This window comes from Thermocladium modestius (assembly GCF_055398215.1).
Genome location: NZ_AP043731.1, coordinates 1,459,127 through 1,476,883, shown reverse-complemented (window position 1 = coordinate 1,476,883; position 17,757 = coordinate 1,459,127). Strand labels below are relative to the sequence as shown.

Below are 17,757 nucleotides of genomic sequence, written 5' to 3'. Positions count from 1 at the left end.
TCCCAAGGCCAGCTGCGTTTAAATACTGGATCCACATATAAGCCCGTGGAGTCAATAGTGGGTTCTGCCATTGATAAGGCCATGGATGCCGTCATCAAGAAGGTCCAGGAAGGCAAGAAGCTCTCCAACGAGGACCTCATCACGTTGATCATAGGAGTGTTAAGGGAAGCCAACAGGAGAATAGATGAGACCAACAGCAGGATGAACGAAATGAACGACAGATTGCTGGAGCAAATAGCGAATACGAACAGGGATGTAAACAACGCGATGCGCGGACTGACCAACCTAATCGTGACGACCGAAATTAATCTATCAAGCAAAATAATGGAGGCAAACAAGGAGACAAACAAGGAAATCGAAACAGTACGAGATGGACTATTAAACAAAATAATGGAGACAAACAAGGAAATCGAAACAGTACGAGATGGACTATTAAACAAAATAATGGAGACAAACAAGGAAATCGAAACAGTACGAGATGGACTATTAAACAAAATAATGGAAACAAACAAGAGAGTTGAAGCTATACACGATGGGCTGTCAAACCAAATAGCTGAAACAAATAAGAGGATTGGGGCGATACATGATGGACTATTAAACCAATTGGCGGAGACTAACAGAAAAATAGAATCTGTACGCGATGAATTGCTGAAACAAATAGCTGAAACAAACAAAAGAATAGATGACACAAACAAAAGAATAGAAATAATGCACGACGGGCTATCAGTCCAAATAGCGGAAACCAATAAAAGAATAGAGGCCATACACGATGAGGTACTGAGACAAATAGAAGACACAAACAAGAAAATGGACGGCCTAAGAAACGAACTAAATGGAAAAATAGAAAACACAAACGATAAAATTGAATTAGTGCGCAATGAATTATCAAGCCAAATAGCGGAAACCAACAAGAAGGTGGATGAGCTTGGCAACAGAATCGGCGAGAGAATGGATAGGCTATACGACTTGCTGGGAAGGATTTATGACACATTGATCAGTACGGAGAAGAAGCACTAAAACCCGACCCCCTTTCCCGCCTTGAGCGGCAGGCTTATAGTTCATTATCAAAGCCTCCGTTTGTCCCTACACTTTCATTTCGATCATTTTATGTTCATTCATGATCGAGTGTAGGGACTTGGCCCTCAGCCACCTACCAAGTTTAACGGTAGGTGGGTCATGGGGCCCCGTCGAGGGCAACGGCACGGCCCTCCCATCTCCGGCCTTCCTTACTAGGTTGTATAGTGCGACGACATCCCTGTGCCACAATTCACCACCCTTCTCGCACTTACCCACCCTTTGGGCAGAGCCCACATTGGGTGAGTAAGTGATCCTGCAGTTGTGGATTGGGCAGGTTGAGGAGGTGTAGGCTGGGTTAACTGGGATTACTGGAACACCGTACTCCCTAGCCTTCTCAATGATAGCATTCTTCATTGAGGAGAAGGCTGAGCGGTAAATCCTCAACCTAAGCTGGGGATCCCTAATGCCCTTAATCATCTTCTCCGGTGTATTCCTAGGCAGATTCTCAAGGACTATGGCGCTTCTACCTTCTAATGCAGCCTTGACGATTAGATTAGCCAACTTCCACCTAATATCAGCCTTCCTATCCCCCTCCCTCAGCCTCCTCAACCCACTCCTAACATCCCTATCCTTAGTTGACCTACCAGTGGTGATTGCCCTCCTCCTATACTCATAGCCCAGAGTAATTTTCTTGATATTAGTCTCTAAAAGGATTGGATTTCCATCAACTAATACAGAGACTGAATTCTCGTTGAGATCAACTGGAATAAATGCTTTAGGCTCGTAAGGTTTAGGCTCATCCTTCCTAAAGACGATGTAGAGTTCCACCACGTTGCCCTTCAACGATTTAAACCTAGCCTCGCTCGCAATTGTCCAACCGCCATTATAATACTTCCAGAAGAGCTTAGGGAGGGTCGGCGAAATGAAGACTTTACCCCTCTTTATTGAGATAGAGATAGAGTCTAAGCTGAATTTCCACAAGTGATCATCTAAATGGACAGTCACTTTCTTTATCGTTGGTTTATCAGTAAAAGCCCTACCCTTCCTCTTCATTTTCTCGAAACTGCTCAACCTCTCGCTCGCGTCTTCGCACGCCGTGTAGATGTAATGCGAAGGTAAGTCCTTGTGCTTCTCCCTCTCAGTCATGTAGACCCCAGCCCTAATCCTAGTGAAGGAGGTAGTCCTGTTCGCAAGCCCATAACTCACAGCGTCCTCTAGAACCTCCCTGTACTCCTCCTCAACTTCCTTAAGTGCCGAGTACGTAGCGTAGTCAACCCTAACCCTTAACTTCACCGTCCTATCCATTTAACTCACCCATCAACTTTTTTACACCCTGAACGAGCAGTGTTTTCTTATGGCTCCTCATACCGTAAATTTTCCCGGCGAACGAGGTTATAATCGAGATTAAGTCCTCCACGAGTTCTTGTGTAGCCTCCTTGGGTTCTTCTCCGAAAACCACCTCAATCCTAACCCCCATTGTGGAGAAGAACTCCTCTAAGTACTCAAAGCCGAACCTCGTCAACCTATCCTTGTAGGTTATTAATACGACGTCAATACTCCTCCCTTCAACTAGTTTGAAGAGCTTCAGTAAACCTTTCCTTTGCGTGTTCAACCCACTCGCAACGTCTTTCAAGACCTCGACCACTTTGTAACCTTTAGCCATCGTATAGTTTGTCAGATAGTTTATTTGCCTCTCCAAATCCTCTCTTTGGTCAGTCGATGAAACCCTTGCATAGATCACTGCCCTCGTCTCCTCCCTCCCCTCCAAGTACTTCTTAACCTCACTGTAAGGTATCCTATACTTCCCGCCCTCGGTCGTTACCGCCCTAATCTTCCCCTCCCTGATCCAGCGAAGGAGCGTTGAGTACGAAATACCGAGTAGTTGGCAAGCCTCCTTAGGCCTCAGTAGTCTCTCCACAAAAATAATTGATAATAAATGAATATAAAAAGATTTCTATTAACGTGAAAAAGGATTCAGCCCCGTAACTGAGGAGGAGAGGGAAGGGGAGCCGTTAATTATTATTTGATCGATCCAGGGCGTGAATTCGCATCGCTGGAATGATTGCTCATTGATAGGCATAGCTCCCCGCCGCGGGGGATTCATTGATCATGCGGATTCAGTGGTCTCCTTGAAGATCTGCGTCAGCCTCTCCATTGTCTTGGCCATGGTATGCATTGTGGCCACCTGCCTCCCATTGCTTCCCATGGCGTCCCCGTCCCCCATCAATGCTTGAAGCATCTTGGCCGCCAAGTCACCCTCATCGTTGGCCCTAAACACGAAGCCGTTGACCCCGTCCACCACGAGCTCCGAGGACCCGGCCCCGCTGCTCACCACCACGGGCCTCCCGTGGAGCCACGCCTCCAGCGTGGTTATCCCGAAGCCCTCCAGTTGGGAGGGGAGAACCACGAGGCGGGAGGCCTCGTAAAGCGCGGCGAGGCTCCTATCATCGACGAACCCCAGCATCTTCACCCTATCCCCCAGCCCCAACTCGCGCACCAACGCGGTCAGCTTCCCCCTCCACTCCGCGCCCTTGCCGTGACCCAGGCCGGAGCTGGTGAAGCTTCCATTCCCAACCAACACCAAAACCGCGTCCCGCCTCCTCTTGGCGACCTCGGCGAACGCCCTTATCGCCACGTCCTGCCTCTTTATGGGGTCCATCCTGGCCACCACCAGCACTACCTCCTTCCCCTCCAGCCCGTACCTGCTCACCGCCTCCCCAACGGCTCCGGGGGGCACCGAGTGCTGCGCCTCATCCACCCAGGGATAGACCTGGAACGCCCTGCCGTGGTACCCCATCCTGGTCAGCCCCTCCATCTCCCTCCTCGTGCTCACTATTAGGGAATCGGCCACCTCCATGTTCTTCACAATGAACCTGGCTATGCTGGGCTGCATCAGGGAGGGGATGAAGGGTATGTGCCACTGATAGACAACGGGGGCCGAGGGGCCTATGATGTTGCTGACCAGCATCAATTGGAAGTCGTGGACCCAGTAGACGTCGGTGTCGTTGAGGAACGCCATCAATTTCTCCGCCACCGCCCAATTGAACGACGCGAAGGCCTCGTACTCCGCCCTATCCAACTCCATCCTCGAAATGCCGTGAATCTCGTTCCAGAGGGCCTCCTTGAAGTTGGTGTAGAGGGGCACCTTCTCGCTGGGCATGTACACGCTGTGATTCTCTATCCCGCTCGCCACGAAGCACGGCGGCGCGCTTGGATTGAAGGACACCCACCTCACGGAGCTGAATTCACCGCTCCTTATAAGCGAGGAAACCATGGGTCCAACCATGGCCGTCACGCCCCCCGGGCTCTTCTGGTAATCCTCCGCATCCATGGCCTCCACGTCCACGCAGTCAGCCTCACCGTACTTGATCAGCAGCTCCTCCATGGACAACTTAAACCTAACCAGGGGAGTTTGAGTTGATACGACAGCCCTAATTCCCATTGCCTAAACCCGCACCCATTAAAAATAAACTTTTCCAACCAATATGCCCCGACACGCTCCTCAATCCAGGCCTCCCCCTCCACCTCCTTCCGTCCCCCGCTCTCCCGAGTTCACCGTTCCCCGCCGGTCAAGGACCTCAGGGCCGGCATTAATCCGCACAAGTCATCTATGTTCGCCCACCCCCTCGCCTTGCCGCCCACCGCCACGGTGATCAGCCCCAACTCGCCCGCCCCCATGTCGTTATCCTCGTCCCCAACCATCACGGCCTCCCCCGGCGAGCAGGCGAGCCTCCTCAACGCCCTCCTGAATATGTATGGGTGCGGCTTCCTCCTCAGCTCCCTGTCGCTGCTGATAACCGGGATCCTCGGGTACCCGTACCTCCTCAGGAAGCCCGTTATGAATTCCCTGTTGGTGACGTTGGACACTATGGCCACCCGAAGCCCAGCGGAGAGAAGACCCCTCACCACCTCCAGGGAGCATGGGGTGGGAACGGAGTTGTCTATGAATGACTTGGTTATGATCCTCCTAACCACGTCCGCCCTGCACCCCGTGTAGTGCTCAATCAACGCGGCCTCCGCGTCTATGTTTATCTCCACCATGCTGGCCCTCCTCAATATATTGGTGCACCGCCTCACCTCGTCGTAGCGATTGGAGAGGCCCGCGACCCCGCACAGCTCCACCCCAAGCCTCTCCACCTCCCCCAGGAAGGCGGCCTCGTCCCCGAACCTAGCCACGGTGCCCCAGAAGTCAAGCAGGACGCACCTCACGGCGACCAATCCCCAACCCCTCTCCGCATCATCATAGCCCGGCTCATCACCGCGGTCAGGCCTTGCAAGCTAAATCACTCAAAGCTTCACGGCCTCAATCCCGTCCAGCGATGCATCCACCCCAGAGTAAACCTTGGCTGGGGCGCACTTCCTAACGAGGAGGCCGAACACCTTAACCGCGCCCTCAGCCCCGCTCACCTCGTACAGTTCTATCCTTGAATCCATGTTGTTGGCCGTCACCTCGTTGGCCGTGAGCAGGTAGGAGTTGTAATCCGCCCCGGGGCACAGTATGGATATAGCGATGAGCCTACCCCCCTCCCGCCTAGCCCTCGTCAACGCATCGCCCAGCAACCTCCTGTACCTATCCGCGTCATTGCAGAACTCCAGGAAGGCATAGGTGCATCGAGGCTCCTCGCTGTCCCTATCGCTCATTAACCGCGGCAGTAACCAGCTTTTTTATTTTTAACCCTCACGAAGAGCGTTACCAAAAATTGGACACGCAAACCACCAACAAGAAAACATCATACAGCTCACCGCCCAATTAGCCCCCGCTCCCGGGGGATCCCCCGATTTCCTCATTGGTTATTGGGGCGTTGGTCTGGGGGGCTTGGGTGTCTTGCCATTTAAGTTATAAAGAGCGGGGGGAGAGGGGGTGGGATGCATTCGGTGCTGGGCTGGGAGTTGGGCGACGACGTGTACGCGGTCGTGGAGTTCAGGGTGAGGGTTAGGGCCGACTCGGTTTACCTGGTGGGCTCATTCACCTCGTGGCACCCAGGCACGGCCCCCCTCTCCAGGGTTGGGGAGGATGAGTGGGTCGGGAGGTTCAGGGTGAGGGAGGGGAGGCATTACTACGCATTCATGCTCAACGCGAGGGAGAAGTACGTGGGGGAGTGCGAGAGGACCTCCGTGGACGTGTTCGGCGAGGCCTGCGCCCTCCCCCTCATCAATGGAGTCGAGAGGTACGCCGGGACGGGGTGGCGGTTCCGCGACGGCTTCAACTCGACCCTGCTGGAGAGGGTTAGGACCCTGGGGGAGGCGGTGGAGGGGCATCGCGACCTGGGGGAGGTGGATGGGTTGAGGTGGTGGGAGAGGGAGGTTCAGGGTGAGGGGGGTGGAGGGGGTGGGTGCGTCCTGGAGCCTCCCGGGTGGGCCGTGGGGGCGGTCTTCTATCAAGTGTTTCCGAGCAGCTTCATGAGGGACTTCCGGGACTTGGGGGATAAGCTGGGCCACGTGGCGGAGATAGCGGACGCGGTGTACCTCAACCCAATATGGGAGTCCCCCTCCTATCATGGATACGACATCGTGAATTACTTCAAGGTGAGGGAGGAGTATGGGGGGAACGCGGGCTTCCTCGAGTTCCTGGACAGGGCTCACTCCATGGGCCTCCGCGTCGTCCTGGACGGCGTGTTCAATCACGTGTCCTCCGCCCACCCGGTCTTCCAGGACGTGGTGGAGAGGGGGAGGGGGAGCCCCTTCCATGATTGGTTCTTCATATACGGGGACAGGCCGGACCCCTTCCAGTTCAACTACGAGTCCTTCCTCTGGGCCAGGAGGATGCCCAGACTGAATTACGGGAACGAGGCGGTTAGGCGGTTCGCGTTGGACGTGGGGGAGTACTGGCTTAGGGCGGGAGCGGATGGGTGGAGGCTCGACGTGGCCCACGGCATTCCCCCGGGCTTCCTGAGGGAGTTCACCGAGGCCATGACGCGCGCGAGGAGCGGCGCGTACGTTCTTGGCGAGGCGTGGGGGGAGCCCGATCCGTGGGTGTGCAGCCTGCACGGCATTACGAACTTCGCCGTTTATAGGTTCGTGAATGGCTTGGCGAGGGGCAGGTTAAGCGATGCTGAGGTGAGGAGGCTGAGGCTGGTGCCGAGGAGCTTCCTCCACTCCTCGTGGAACTTCATTGATAACCACGACACGCCGAGGCTGTTGACCGAGGCGCGGGGAGACGCCAGGGTGGTCAGGCTGGGGCTGGCCATGGTCTTCGCCATGCCGGGGGCCCCGCTGATCTACTACGGCGACGAGGTGGGGCTGGAGGGGGGTGGGGACCCCGATAATAGGAGACCCATGCCGTGGGACGAGGGGAAGTGGGACATGGAGACGCTGGGGCTCGTCAGGAAGCTGGTTGAGGCGAGGAGAAGCCTGCCCCAGCTGGCGAGGGGGGATTGGGAGTTGATTGTCGGCGGGGAGGCGGGAAAGGGAGAGGGAGTGGGAGAAGGCGGGGGAGGGAGGCGGGGGGCGTTGATTAGGATTAGGAGACGGTTGGGGCGGCGGGAGGCGGAGTTGGTGGCGAATCCACTCGACTCGCCCGTGGAGGCGGGGGAGGGGGTGGGGACAGATTTAATTACGGGTAGGGACGTGCGGAGAATTGAGCTTGGACCCTATGGCTTCGCCCTGGTGGTTCCATGATTAGCCTGGCCAGGTGCGGCGAGGAGGACGCGGGCAAGGTGGAGGAGCTGGAGAGGCTGATATTCAAGCCCAGCGAGCAGTACACCATGTCCTTCATAGCCTGGCTCTGCAGGAGCTGCTCCAGGTTCTCCTTCATAGCCTACGACGACGGGAGGCCCGTGGGCTATATAATATCCTGCGTGGACGCGCCGGGGCAGGGGCACGTGGTGGCCGTCGGCCTCCTGAGGGAGTATAGGGGGAGGGGGTTGGGGCGGCAACTCATGTGCGCATCCATGTGCAGCCTGAGCAACGTGGAGAGGCTTGTGCTGGAGGTTAGGGTGAGCAACGAGGTGGCTCAATCCCTTTACAGGAGCCTGGGGTTCCACGTGGCGGATCAGTTGAAGTCCTACTACAGCGACGGGGAGGACGCGTATTACATGGTTATGGAGGACGAGGCGCGGCGGAGGGCGTTGAAGGCGTGCGGGTGCGGGGAGGAGGGGGGATTGGAGGGGTTGGGCAAAGGTAAGGATGGGGGTAAGGAGGGCAGTCGAGTAGGCAGTAAAGAGGGGAGGAGCTGGTGGAGGAGGGGAGCGAGGGAGGAAAGGGGAGGGGAAGATGAATGGGAGGGAGAAGGAGATGAGGGGGAGGGAGGGGTTGGGCGTAATATTTAAGTGAGGGAGTTAATGGGTTTCCGCGTGATTAGGGCTGATGGTGCTGCTGAATCTACGTGATGAATTGAACCCGGTATGATAATAGCTCCCTCAACTCATCCTCAAGCACCTTATTTACGCATTCATCCAGGTCCGGGACGCCCATCTCGCCGCACCTAGCCACCAGCGCGGCGAACTCCTGAGGGGTCAGCCTCACCTTAATGGTTCTCCGCATGGATTACCCGTTCAATTAAACTATATAAGGATACCTGATAAAATAGATACGAAAAAACCATGCCGAGCACCGGGACGCGGGTCAAGTGGACGGCGGGTGGATCACGGGGATTGAAGCCGGCGACGAAAAGATAATGAGGGGGAGGGAGTCCTCGACTCAACCCACGCGGCTATGAACCCGCTCACGCTGTTTCCGGGGGCGCGTAGGGCGGTGAATCCAGGTAACCACCCCATGGCGTCAACGATTGTCGCGGCTATGCCGGCTCCAGCCTAAGGGATGCGGCTTTCCATGCATTCACGTTTTATCTGTAATGTCTTGAGGGGGAGTTGGTTTTTTCATGGTTATGAACTGCGTGTCCAATTATTGGTAACGCATATATAAATATTTCTACAGTGATCACAGACTTATTTTTCAGTCAACGTATTTGTCTAATTAATCATTATTATTTGTCTTACATCAACGGTAGAATTATTAATGATACGAAATGCTTTAAAATAAATATGGATGCAGGAGGTTATGCCTAGAGTAGGTATTGTGGGCGTGGGTTGGTTCGGCTTCCAGCCCGAGACGCCCGCTCACTCCTTTAGGGAAATGGTGTATAAAGCCGCAAATAGAGCGTACGTGGACGCGGGGGGACTGGATCCTCGACGGGACGTCGATGCATTCGTGAGCTGCCAGGAGGATTTCTGGGAGGGGATCTCAATATCCGACGAGTTCGCCCCGGATCAATTGGGGGGAGCCATGAGACCCGTCTACACGGTGGCCGGGGATGGATTGCAGGGACTGGCGTCGGCGTTCATGATGATAAGGAGCGGCCAGTTCGACGTTGTGGTGGTTGAGTCCCACGCCAAGCCCAGCGACGTGGAGACTCTCGGGGACATAGTTAATATGGCCATGGACCCCATAACCATGGCCCCCCTACGGCTTGAGAACCCCCACGCCCTGGCCGCCCTGGAGGCGAGGCTCTACATGCATAGGACCGGCGCCACGGAGGAGGACTTAGCGGCCGTGGTGGTGAGGGCGAAGAGGAACGCCATGAGGAATCCAAGGGCATCGTTCGCAATGAACGTGGGGGTGGATGATTACCTGGCCGCCGGGAAGGTCCTGGACCCGCTTAGGAGGCTCGACGTGGCCCCGCTGGTGGACGCCGCCGTGGTGGTCGTGCTGGCCAGCGAGGAGGAGGCGCGGAGGCTCACGGACTCCCCGGTGTGGGTGAGGGGGGTTGGGTGGTCAACGGAGACATCGCAGTGGGAGCTGCACGACATGGAGTACCCCAGGCACGCCGCGGAGGCGGCCCGCATGGCTTACAGGATGGCCGGGATAGATGATCCGGGAAAGGCCATTCAGTTCGCGGAGGTGGATAATAGGTACTCCTTCAAGGAGCTTCAATTCATTGAAGCCCTCGGCCTGGCGGGGAGGGGCGAGGCCGTGAAGATGCTGAGGGAGGGCGCGTTCGAGCCCGGGGGGAGGCTCCCCGTCAACGCCAGCGGCGGCGCCCTGGGGGAGGGCGTGCCGTTCGAGGCCCACGGCCTTGCCAGGCTGTTATACGCCGTGGAGGCGTTGAGGGGGATGCATGGGCCTGACGGCGAGACGGCCCTCGTCCACGGGTGGAGGGGCGTGCCCACCACGACGAGCGCCGCGGTGGTGCTGGGGAGGTGATGGGGGATGAAGATGAATATAGAGTTGAAGCAGAGGGTCGCGGTTGTCGGCGCCGGCCTCACACTCTTCAGGCGCAGGATGCTGGACACGCCCAAGGAGTTGGCGTGGGCGGCCGCGAGGCAGGCCCTGGACGACGCTGGGTTGACGTTGAGGGACGTGGATGCCGTCGTGATCGGCTCGGCGCCCGATGCCTTCGACGGGGTTCACCTGAAGGGGGAGTACTTGAGCGAGGGGGCGGGGGGCATCGATAAGCCAACCATGAGGGTGTACGTGGGCGGCGCCACCGGCGTCTTCACCCCCATAGCTGGGTGGTGGCACGTGGCCAGCGGGTTGTTCGACACGGTCCTCGTCGTGGCGGAGGAGAAGATGAGCAGCGCGGCGAGGCCCCACCCGCAGTACGTGTTCCGCTACATATGGGACCCCATAGTGGAGAAGCCCCTCGACCCCAACCTCATCTGGATATTCGCCATGGAGATGCACAGATACATGAATAAGTACGGCGTGAAGAAGGAGGACATAGCCCTCGTCTCCGTCAAGAACAAGAGGAACGCCGTGGATCACCCCGCCGCCCAATTGCCTGACCCCGACATAACCGTGGAGAAGGTGCTGAGCAGCGAGACGCTTGTGTGGCCAGTGCAGCAGCTCGATATAAGCCCAGTGAGCGACGGCGCGGCCGCGTTGGTGTTGGCGAGCGAGAAGGTGGCGAGGCGCGTCACGGATAACCCGGTCTGGATAGACGGCGTCGGCTTCACGCTGGACACGACTCACTGGACCAACAGGGAGCTGGCGTTCCCCGCCTACGTGAGGAGGGCTGGGGAGATGGCGTACAAGATGGCGGGGGTGAACAACCCGAGGAGGGAGATAGACGTGGCGGAGGTGTACGATCCATTCGACTACAAGGAGCTGCACCACATGGAGGGGCTGGGCCTGGCGGGGAGGGGCGAGGCGCCAAGGCTCACCAGGGAGGGGGTCACTCAGAGGGATGGGGACCTGCCCGTAAACCCATCCGGCGGGCTCCTGGGGGTGGGGAACCCAATAGCCGCGGCCGGCCTCATGAAGGTGGCGGAGATATATTACCAACTCTCCGGTAAGGCCGGTAAGAGGCAAGTAAAGAAGCCGGTATACACGGGGCTCGCCCAGGCGTGGGGGGACTTAATGCAGGCGGGCACGGTGGTGGTGATGAGGAACACGTGAGGTGATGGGCTATGGGTAAGTACCTAGGCACTTCCCTGTCCGAGAGGGACTTCGAGGCGGTCGTGAAGGAGTCGGCGAGGCCCAACGCCAAGTACAGGTACACCACGGGCATCGCCCTGGGCAGGTTCCTGGAGGAGTTGAGGAACGGGAGGATAATAGGGACCGTGTGCCCCCACTGCCGCAGGGTGTACGTGCCGCCCAGGATATACTGCAGCCACTGCTTCCGCGAGTTGAACGAGTGGGTCTACGTTAGGGATGAGGGGACCGTCCAGACGGCCGTCCTCACCTACATATCGACCACCAGGGAGAAGATGGAGAAGCCCCTCGTGGTGGGCGTGATAAGGCTCGACCTCCCCCAGGGACTCGAGGATTACGCCGTGGACGAGACGTTCTACCCAGGCATTATGCACTACATATGCGGGGCGACGGAGGACGACGTGAAGAGCCGCAGGGTGTTCGGGAGGAGGGTTAAGGCGCGGTGGAGAAGCGAGAGGACGGGCTCGGTAAGGGACATCGAGTGCTTCGAGGTGATTCCATGAGCGACACGAAGTACTTCCGCGAGGTAATGGAGATAGAGGAGTACGAGTACACGGCGGGCCCCATCGGCACGAAGTTCCTGGAGGGGCTCAGGAACGGCAAGCTAGTGGCGGGCAGGTGCGGCAAGTGCGGCGCAATCCACATCCCGCCCAAGGGCTTCTGCCCGGTCGATTTCCAGCAGGTGACTGAGACCGTGGAGATAGAGCCCATGGGGATAGTCAAGACGTTCGCCGTGATTAGGGAGGACTTCAACGGCAACTCGCTGAGGGAACCCGTCGTCCTAGCATTCATAGAGTTCCCAGGCGTGTCGGGCGGGTTGCTTCACTACCTGAAAGCGGAGAGGCCGAGCATTGGGATGAAGGTTAAGCCCAAGTGGAGGGCGGAGAGGCGGGGCAGCATAAACGACATTGAGTACTTCGAGCCCCTCTGATTAATTTAAGGGAGGAATTGCCCTTCCTGCAATTCATCGCCTATTTCCAGCGAAATAATCATTGCCTCTCCATCAACGTGGCAACACATGGCTCATTTCGGTCGATAAACCGCTTCACTGGATTCCAACGCAGGAAAAGATTTTAAACTTTGATGCATATCTTGATTGTGAATTTATTTGCCGTTGAGAACATAGGCCCCATAGGTAATGCCGTTATCGAGTTCGGCGACAAGGTAGTTATAGTGGGGAGTAACTCCTCGGGCAAGACTATCTTGTCCACCGCGTTTTATATAATGCTGACCCTGGGCAGGGCAGTGATTGCGCCCACCATGAAATTAGGCAGCGAATTGACCGACGAGATTAGACGGTTGGAGGAGAAGGGAGAGATACGCATGGACTTAGAAATAGATGCCGCCAAATTAATTAATGATAATAAACAGGCAATAGAGGAGAGCTTGCGTAATTACATTGCGTCGGTATTCGGTGTGAATAGTGTTGGGGAATTAATAAGGTTTGGGAATGGCGCTGGCAGAATTAAGTTGAATGGGGTCTCGCTCTATCTTGATGGCGACCATGTATCTATGACTGTGGACAATAAATCGTTAAAGGTACTCATTCCGTTGGAATTCATAAAGGTGAAAGATATGCCTGGCTGTACGTCATCATATACAAATGGAAAGATTGTGGCGGTTGGAAGGGATACGAACTGCTTGGGTGGGTTAATCGCGGCCATCGCCGTATCCAACGCCGTGAACGCGCCGGAGGGGTGGAGGAACACGGCCTTCATAAGCACGGAGAGGGTTGCCATGGGAAGCCTATTGCCAACTATATCGGATTTATTCGTGCCTCCCAGAGCTCCGAGGGTATTGAAGCCACTGGCATTGGATTATCTTAGATACATAATGCCAATCAAGTATAAGGTGGAAGCAATACAGGGAGAGAACATAAGGGATCTTCAAATAGAGATCAATTATTCATCAGCCACTATGCTCAAGGCATATTTGATGGGTAGGGAAGTGAGCCCAGCAATGATATCGACAGGGGTCTATCAAGCAGCGGTTATAGATGCCGTGTCCAAGAATCCAGCCATCGATTCCATGATAGTAGAGGAACCCGAGATAAATCTTCACATCGATATGCAACTGCAGATCGCCAACTACCTAGCCAAACTAAGCAAGAGACTGCTAATAACCACCCACAGCGAGTGGATTGCAATGGCCATGGCCCACCTACTCAAGAGAGAACTAAAGATATACGAGATATACAATGGCGAGTTGAGGGAGGTTAACATAAATGAGGATGGCACCATAGCACAGCTGAAAACAGTGGCGCCGCACGAGAGGAAATTCATCGAGGAAACCCTCGGCGATTAAACCATGTCATGCATGTCTAGGCTATGCTGCACCAACGATCATTACTGCTGCATAAAATTAGATGAAATAATAAAAATGGATAAATCAGTCGACGCGTTATGCATTGATAAAAGCAACAACAAATACTTGGTGGAGATAAAGAGGGGCAAGGCTAATCAGAAAAATATATCCAAATCGCTCAAGCAAATATCATCCTCAATGCAAATCGTCAAAGTCAAGGTTAAGGAAGCCGTTATATTTTTTGAGGATGATCCTGATCCTTATACCCAGAACTTATCTAGTTACGAGAATCAAATAGCTAAGGAATTCAATATTAAAATCGAAAAGGAGGTGATTCCTCCCTCAAGCAAATTCAAGGAGTTGTACGACGCCGCGAACTCGCTGTTTTGATCACTCCATGTCCAGGTCGATGTTGGATGCATCCATCTCGGCGATTATGGCGTCCTTGGGCTTGGTGTATTGGTACAGGTGGGAGGCGACGTATATTGGGGCGTCGGCCCTCACCGCTATCGCCACCGCGTCGCTTGGCCTCGCGTCTATGTAGTGCACCTTGCCGTTCCTGTCCCTCAGGTAGATCGTGGCCGTGTAGGTGTGCCCAAGCAGCGCGTCTATGGTTATCCTCTCCACCGAGCCGCTCAACGCCTCTATCACCTCCACCACCAAGTCCTGCGTCAACGGCCTGGGGAACTGGGCCTGGCCCAGCGCCTTCTTTATGCTGAACGCCTCCATTATCCCTATCCAGATGGGCAGCACGTTGCTTCCCCACTCATCGCTTCCTATGAGCATTATGGCGTCCTCATTGCTGGCAAGCAAGTCATCCAGCTCCGCCTTAACGTACTTCACGTCCTTGCTATCCACGCGCAAGCCGGGCCTCCCCCGTATTAATCTCTTTCCTCGAAGCAGCGTCGAGGGGCACGGTAGCCCGGGGTCAGTGCGCCAATAATCTTTATAATTCAACCGGGGAAGGGCGCGGCGTGTGGTACTTGGATCGCCACGAGTGCGCCCTATGCGCGCTCTCCTCTAGGTTGATGGAGCTTAGGAAGTTCGGCGACAATGAGCCGGCCCACATAACCGCAATTATAAGGGCGGTTCAGGAGAACTACGGCATGGGCAGGTCCAGGCTCTTCGCCGCCACTTTCGAGGAGGAGACCAAGCTGCTTGGCTCTGGGGATCCGTACAGCAAGTTGAAGGCGGAGGTGGAGGAGGCAATGGAGAGGGCCATCGCTGAGGCGAACCCATCCCTGCCCCAGCTCATCAAGATGGCCGCTGCGGCGAACTCGGTGGACGCCCCCATGAAGGACTACGCCTTCGACGTTAGGGGGATGATTGAGAGGCTGGGGGAGGAGCCGCTGCTCCTAGGCGTGGAGCCGCGGGACTTGGAGGCCGTGCCGAGGGCCCGCAGCATAGCCTACGTGACGGATAACGCGGGGGAGTTCGCCGTGGACGCAGCGCTCATAAGGGCGCTGTCCAAGTCGTCCAGGGTCACTGTGATCAGCAGGAGCCTGCCCTACGAGACCGACGTCGTGGCGAGCTACGTTAGGGGGAAGGTGCCTGGAGTGGAGGTGCTGGAGACGGGGGGGAGGCTGCCGGCTTTCCTCAGCGATGGGGTCAGGGAGGCCTTGGTGGGCAGCGAGCTGGTGATCTCCAAGGGGGTGGGCAATCTTGAGGCGTACATGGAGTCCGGCATGAAGCTGGGGAACGCTCTCTTCCTGCTCAGGGTGAAGTGCAAGCCCTTCGTGAGGCTGTTGGGGGTACCCATGGGCAGGCCCATCATAATCTCCTCCCGAAAAATTAACGAGTTAAGTTTTTAAAACAAGAAGACTGGGCCCGGCCATGAATAATGCCAGGAAGCTGGCGCTCACGTCGCTGGGCCACTTCATAAACGACGGCAACATGGCCATACTTCCCTACCTCATATTCCCAATAATAAGCAAGCCCCCCTACCAAGTCTCCCCCATACAGCTCGGCGTAATGTACTCCCTAATGGGGCTGCTGGGGGCGCTGGCGAGCCCGCTGGTCCCCATAACGATAAGAGCGCTCGGCGGCGCGATGAGGAGCATGGCGCTGGGCATGATGCTGTGGACCACAGGCCTCGCAACGCTCGCCGCCTCCTTCGCTGCGGGCCCCTACTTCCTCCCCACCATCTACCTATCCGTGGTGTTGATGGGCATCTCCAGCACCTTCTACCACCCCACCGGCGCGGCCGTGCTATCCGAGGCCTACGGAGGCAACGCGGGGGCCGCTCTAGGCATAAACGGAGCGTTTGGAAGCGTGGGGAGGGCGGCGTACCCATACCTGGCCTCGCTGGCGATATTCGCCGGCGCGGCGATACGCCCCAGCAACATCTGGGTATTCGCCGCCGTCTCCCTCGCGGTGGGCGCGGCCGCGTTCGCCGCCAGCGGGGGAAGGAGGGGGGAGGGAGGGGGAGGGCAGGGAAGGAGGGGGGAGCCCATGGGCGGGAAGCTGTTGGCGCTCGTGGCGATCCTCACGGCGATAACCATGATGAGGAACGCGTTCGTGCAGGGAACCAACGGCTTCATATCCATATACCTCAACCAGTACCTCAACGTGGGGCTGGGCAGCATTGGCGCCACGATGGCCGTGGTGCTGTCCTCCGCCATAATAGGCCAACCCCTCCTGGGCTGGCTCAGCGATAGGGCGGGGAGGAGGCTAATGGCCGCGATCACGTCGGTGGGGGCCTCCCTCTCATTCATTGGCCTGGTCTACACCAAGAACCTGGGCCTGGCCTTCCTCTTCGAGTTCTTCGCCCTCAGCAACTTCCCCGTGATCCTATCCATAGTGGGCGACCTATTCCCCCAGAACCAGGTCGGCAGCGCGAACAGCATCGTGTGGAACGTGGGGATCACGGGCGGCAACGTGATAGGGCCGGCCCTGGCTGGCCTCCTCTCAACGTACGTTGGCCTGGTGAGCGGGCTGGAGATGATGGCGGCGCTGGGCCTCGCCTCCGGGGTAATGTGGGTGGCCGTGCCGAGGCCCCCCAAGAGGAGGAGAGTTCCCCTCTTCATGTGACCCCCTTCCCCCCCTCCCCGCGCCGGGAACAGTCAACCCGACCCCAGCGTCTCGGCCACGTCAGCCATTAGGGAGGACACGTGCTCGTAATCCCTCAACCGCCTAGCCTTGGCGAACCTGGCCTTCAAGGATGGATTCAGCGCCAACACGCTCCTCGCTATTACCTTGAGCAGCGTCATGCCCTCGCTATTCAACAATCCATTCGAGTAGTACGGGGAGTATGGATCCATCAATTCCCGGACGTACCTCGACACCGCATCATCCATTGAATCCCCAGGAAGGCGCGGGGTAAAATCCTTTCCCACCGGTTAAGCGAGGAGCCATCACGGGAGGCGGGTCACGCCTTGATCCCCACGTACTCGAACACCGTGCCGAGCCCCCTCGACGTCCACCTAACCGTCCTGAACCTGGACTCCATCAACTCCCTCAACTTTGAGTTGGGGGGCATCGAGTCGTATATGGTGTTTATCTCCCTGAAGTACGACGCATTGCGCCTCCCCGCCACCAGGAAGGCGAGGAAGGGGATCACGTACAGGGTGTACAAGTGGCCCAGCCAACCCATCACAGCGCCGTCGGGGTGGCCTATGTTTATGCTGCCCAGAACTCCTCCCGGCCTCAACACCCTCCACAATGCATTCACGGCCGTGGCCAGGTCGTGGGAGGCGTGGAGGGAGAAGCCCATGATGACCGCGTCCACCGATGAGTCCCTCAGCGGGGGCTCCTCGAACGAAGCCACGACCCTATCCAAGTCGCGGGGGGCCATCCTTATCATGTCGATGGATTGATCGATCAAGAGCAAGTCAACGTCCCTCCTCATGGAGAGGAGGAGAACGCTCATGGTGCCGGGCCCCGCCCCCGCGTCGAGCACCCTGGACCCGGGGGGCACCATCCTGGCCACCTCCCTGGCCATCGACCTGCGCCAACCATCTATTAAGAACAGCGTCACCACCCTGCTCGTCCTATCATAGACGCCGGCTATCTTCCCGTAAATGGGGTAGAGACGGCGCCACCTATAGCCAATGCCCATCACGAAGC

20 protein-coding genes are annotated in these 17,757 nt (G+C 56.8%); 11 read left to right on the top strand and 9 right to left on the bottom strand.

The features are described from left to right. The first annotated feature begins 45 nt into the window (after window positions 1-45). Window positions 46-1,017, top strand: a complete 972-nt coding sequence (locus ACZ5ZS_RS07650) for a hypothetical protein (RefSeq protein WP_464858218.1) — start codon at window positions 46-48, stop codon at window positions 1,015-1,017. Window positions 1,018-1,083: 66 nt separating this feature from the next. Here ACZ5ZS_RS07650 and ACZ5ZS_RS07645 read toward each other — a convergent pair whose 3' ends face one another. From ACZ5ZS_RS07645 to ACZ5ZS_RS07625, 5 genes are all read right to left on the bottom strand, one after another. Next, window positions 1,084-2,322, bottom strand: a complete 1,239-nt coding sequence (locus tag ACZ5ZS_RS07645) for an RNA-guided endonuclease InsQ/TnpB family protein (RefSeq protein WP_188595494.1) — start codon at window positions 2,320-2,322, stop codon at window positions 1,084-1,086. Next, window positions 2,315-2,935 carry an IS607 family transposase gene (locus ACZ5ZS_RS07640; RefSeq protein ID WP_188595493.1) on the bottom strand — a complete coding sequence of 207 codons (621 nt, stop codon included), beginning with the start codon at window positions 2,933-2,935 and terminating at the stop codon, window positions 2,315-2,317. The genes ACZ5ZS_RS07645 and ACZ5ZS_RS07640 overlap by 8 nt, the downstream gene beginning before the upstream one ends. Before the next feature lie 189 nt (window positions 2,936-3,124). After that, window positions 3,125-4,459, bottom strand: a complete 1,335-nt coding sequence (locus ACZ5ZS_RS07635; protein WP_188595492.1) for a glycosyltransferase family 4 protein — start codon at window positions 4,457-4,459, stop codon at window positions 3,125-3,127. A 110-nt stretch (window positions 4,460-4,569) separates the two neighbouring features. Next, entirely contained in the window at window positions 4,570-5,226 is a 657-nt protein-coding gene (locus ACZ5ZS_RS07630) for an HAD family hydrolase (RefSeq protein ID WP_188595491.1), read from the bottom strand. Window positions 5,227-5,304: 78 nt separating this feature from the next. Beyond that, a complete protein-coding gene (locus ACZ5ZS_RS07625; protein WP_188595490.1) occupies window positions 5,305-5,658 on the bottom strand; it encodes a hypothetical protein in 354 nt (117 codons plus the stop codon). 225 nt (window positions 5,659-5,883) lie between these two features. On the opposite strand from ACZ5ZS_RS07625, the gene ACZ5ZS_RS07620 reads away from it, so the two are divergent. Together ACZ5ZS_RS07620 and ACZ5ZS_RS07615 are read left to right on the top strand one after the other, a co-directional pair. Further along, window positions 5,884-7,635, top strand: coding sequence for an alpha-amylase family glycosyl hydrolase (locus ACZ5ZS_RS07620; protein WP_188595489.1), 1,752 nt, complete (start codon window positions 5,884-5,886; stop codon window positions 7,633-7,635). Continuing rightward, entirely contained in the window at window positions 7,632-8,285 is a 654-nt protein-coding gene (locus tag ACZ5ZS_RS07615) for a GNAT family N-acetyltransferase (RefSeq protein ID WP_229657595.1), read from the top strand. Before ACZ5ZS_RS07620 ends, ACZ5ZS_RS07615 begins: the two co-directional genes overlap by 4 nt. 52 nt (window positions 8,286-8,337) lie before the next feature. Here ACZ5ZS_RS07615 and ACZ5ZS_RS07610 read toward each other — a convergent pair whose 3' ends face one another. Beyond that, window positions 8,338-8,499, bottom strand: coding sequence for a hypothetical protein (locus ACZ5ZS_RS07610; RefSeq protein WP_188595488.1), 162 nt, complete (start codon window positions 8,497-8,499; stop codon window positions 8,338-8,340). Window positions 8,500-9,015: 516 nt separating this feature from the next. Between ACZ5ZS_RS07610 and ACZ5ZS_RS07605 the strand changes: the two genes are divergently transcribed. From ACZ5ZS_RS07605 to ACZ5ZS_RS07580, 6 genes are all read left to right on the top strand, one after another. Next, the gene (locus ACZ5ZS_RS07605) at window positions 9,016-10,158 is read left to right on the top strand and encodes a thiolase domain-containing protein (protein ID WP_188595487.1); all 1,143 of its coding nucleotides are present in this window, start codon (window positions 9,016-9,018) and stop codon (window positions 10,156-10,158) included. A 6-nt stretch (window positions 10,159-10,164) separates the two neighbouring features. After that, window positions 10,165-11,352 (top strand): thiolase domain-containing protein, encoded by a 1,188-nt coding sequence (locus tag ACZ5ZS_RS07600; protein ID WP_188595486.1) that lies wholly within the window; start codon window positions 10,165-10,167, stop codon window positions 11,350-11,352. A gap of 11 nt (window positions 11,353-11,363) precedes the next feature. Continuing rightward, complete coding sequence (locus tag ACZ5ZS_RS07595) at window positions 11,364-11,891, top strand: Zn-ribbon domain-containing OB-fold protein (RefSeq protein WP_188595485.1); 528 nt, start codon at window positions 11,364-11,366, stop codon at window positions 11,889-11,891. Continuing rightward, on the top strand, window positions 11,888-12,319 hold the full coding sequence (locus ACZ5ZS_RS07590) for a Zn-ribbon domain-containing OB-fold protein (protein ID WP_188595484.1): 432 nt from the start codon (window positions 11,888-11,890) through the stop codon (window positions 12,317-12,319). Before ACZ5ZS_RS07595 ends, ACZ5ZS_RS07590 begins: the two co-directional genes overlap by 4 nt. Before the next feature lie 167 nt (window positions 12,320-12,486). Beyond that, window positions 12,487-13,692 carry an AAA family ATPase gene (locus ACZ5ZS_RS07585; RefSeq protein ID WP_188595483.1) on the top strand — a complete coding sequence of 402 codons (1,206 nt, stop codon included), beginning with the start codon at window positions 12,487-12,489 and terminating at the stop codon, window positions 13,690-13,692. A gap of 3 nt (window positions 13,693-13,695) precedes the next feature. Further along, window positions 13,696-14,082, top strand: a complete 387-nt coding sequence (locus ACZ5ZS_RS07580) for a hypothetical protein (RefSeq protein WP_188595482.1) — start codon at window positions 13,696-13,698, stop codon at window positions 14,080-14,082. Here ACZ5ZS_RS07580 and ACZ5ZS_RS07575 read toward each other — a convergent pair whose 3' ends face one another. Beyond that, the gene (locus ACZ5ZS_RS07575; RefSeq protein WP_229657594.1) at window positions 14,083-14,550 is read right to left on the bottom strand and encodes a bifunctional nuclease family protein; all 468 of its coding nucleotides are present in this window, start codon (window positions 14,548-14,550) and stop codon (window positions 14,083-14,085) included. It abuts the gene before it with no gap. 116 nt (window positions 14,551-14,666) lie between these two features. Between ACZ5ZS_RS07575 and ACZ5ZS_RS07570 the strand changes: the two genes are divergently transcribed. After that, window positions 14,667-15,503 carry an ARMT1-like domain-containing protein gene (locus ACZ5ZS_RS07570; RefSeq protein ID WP_188595481.1) on the top strand — a complete coding sequence of 279 codons (837 nt, stop codon included), beginning with the start codon at window positions 14,667-14,669 and terminating at the stop codon, window positions 15,501-15,503. A 22-nt stretch (window positions 15,504-15,525) separates the two neighbouring features. Then, the gene (locus tag ACZ5ZS_RS07565; RefSeq protein ID WP_188595480.1) at window positions 15,526-16,722 is read left to right on the top strand and encodes an MFS transporter; all 1,197 of its coding nucleotides are present in this window, start codon (window positions 15,526-15,528) and stop codon (window positions 16,720-16,722) included. A 32-nt stretch (window positions 16,723-16,754) separates the two neighbouring features. Here ACZ5ZS_RS07565 and ACZ5ZS_RS07560 read toward each other — a convergent pair whose 3' ends face one another. Together ACZ5ZS_RS07560 and ACZ5ZS_RS07555 are read right to left on the bottom strand one after the other, a co-directional pair. Next, the gene (locus ACZ5ZS_RS07560) at window positions 16,755-16,988 is read right to left on the bottom strand and encodes a hypothetical protein (protein ID WP_188595479.1); all 234 of its coding nucleotides are present in this window, start codon (window positions 16,986-16,988) and stop codon (window positions 16,755-16,757) included. A gap of 71 nt (window positions 16,989-17,059) precedes the next feature. Further along, a complete protein-coding gene (locus tag ACZ5ZS_RS07555) occupies window positions 17,060-17,749 on the bottom strand; it encodes a class I SAM-dependent methyltransferase (protein WP_229657640.1) in 690 nt (229 codons plus the stop codon). Window positions 17,750-17,757: the final 8 nt, after the last annotated feature.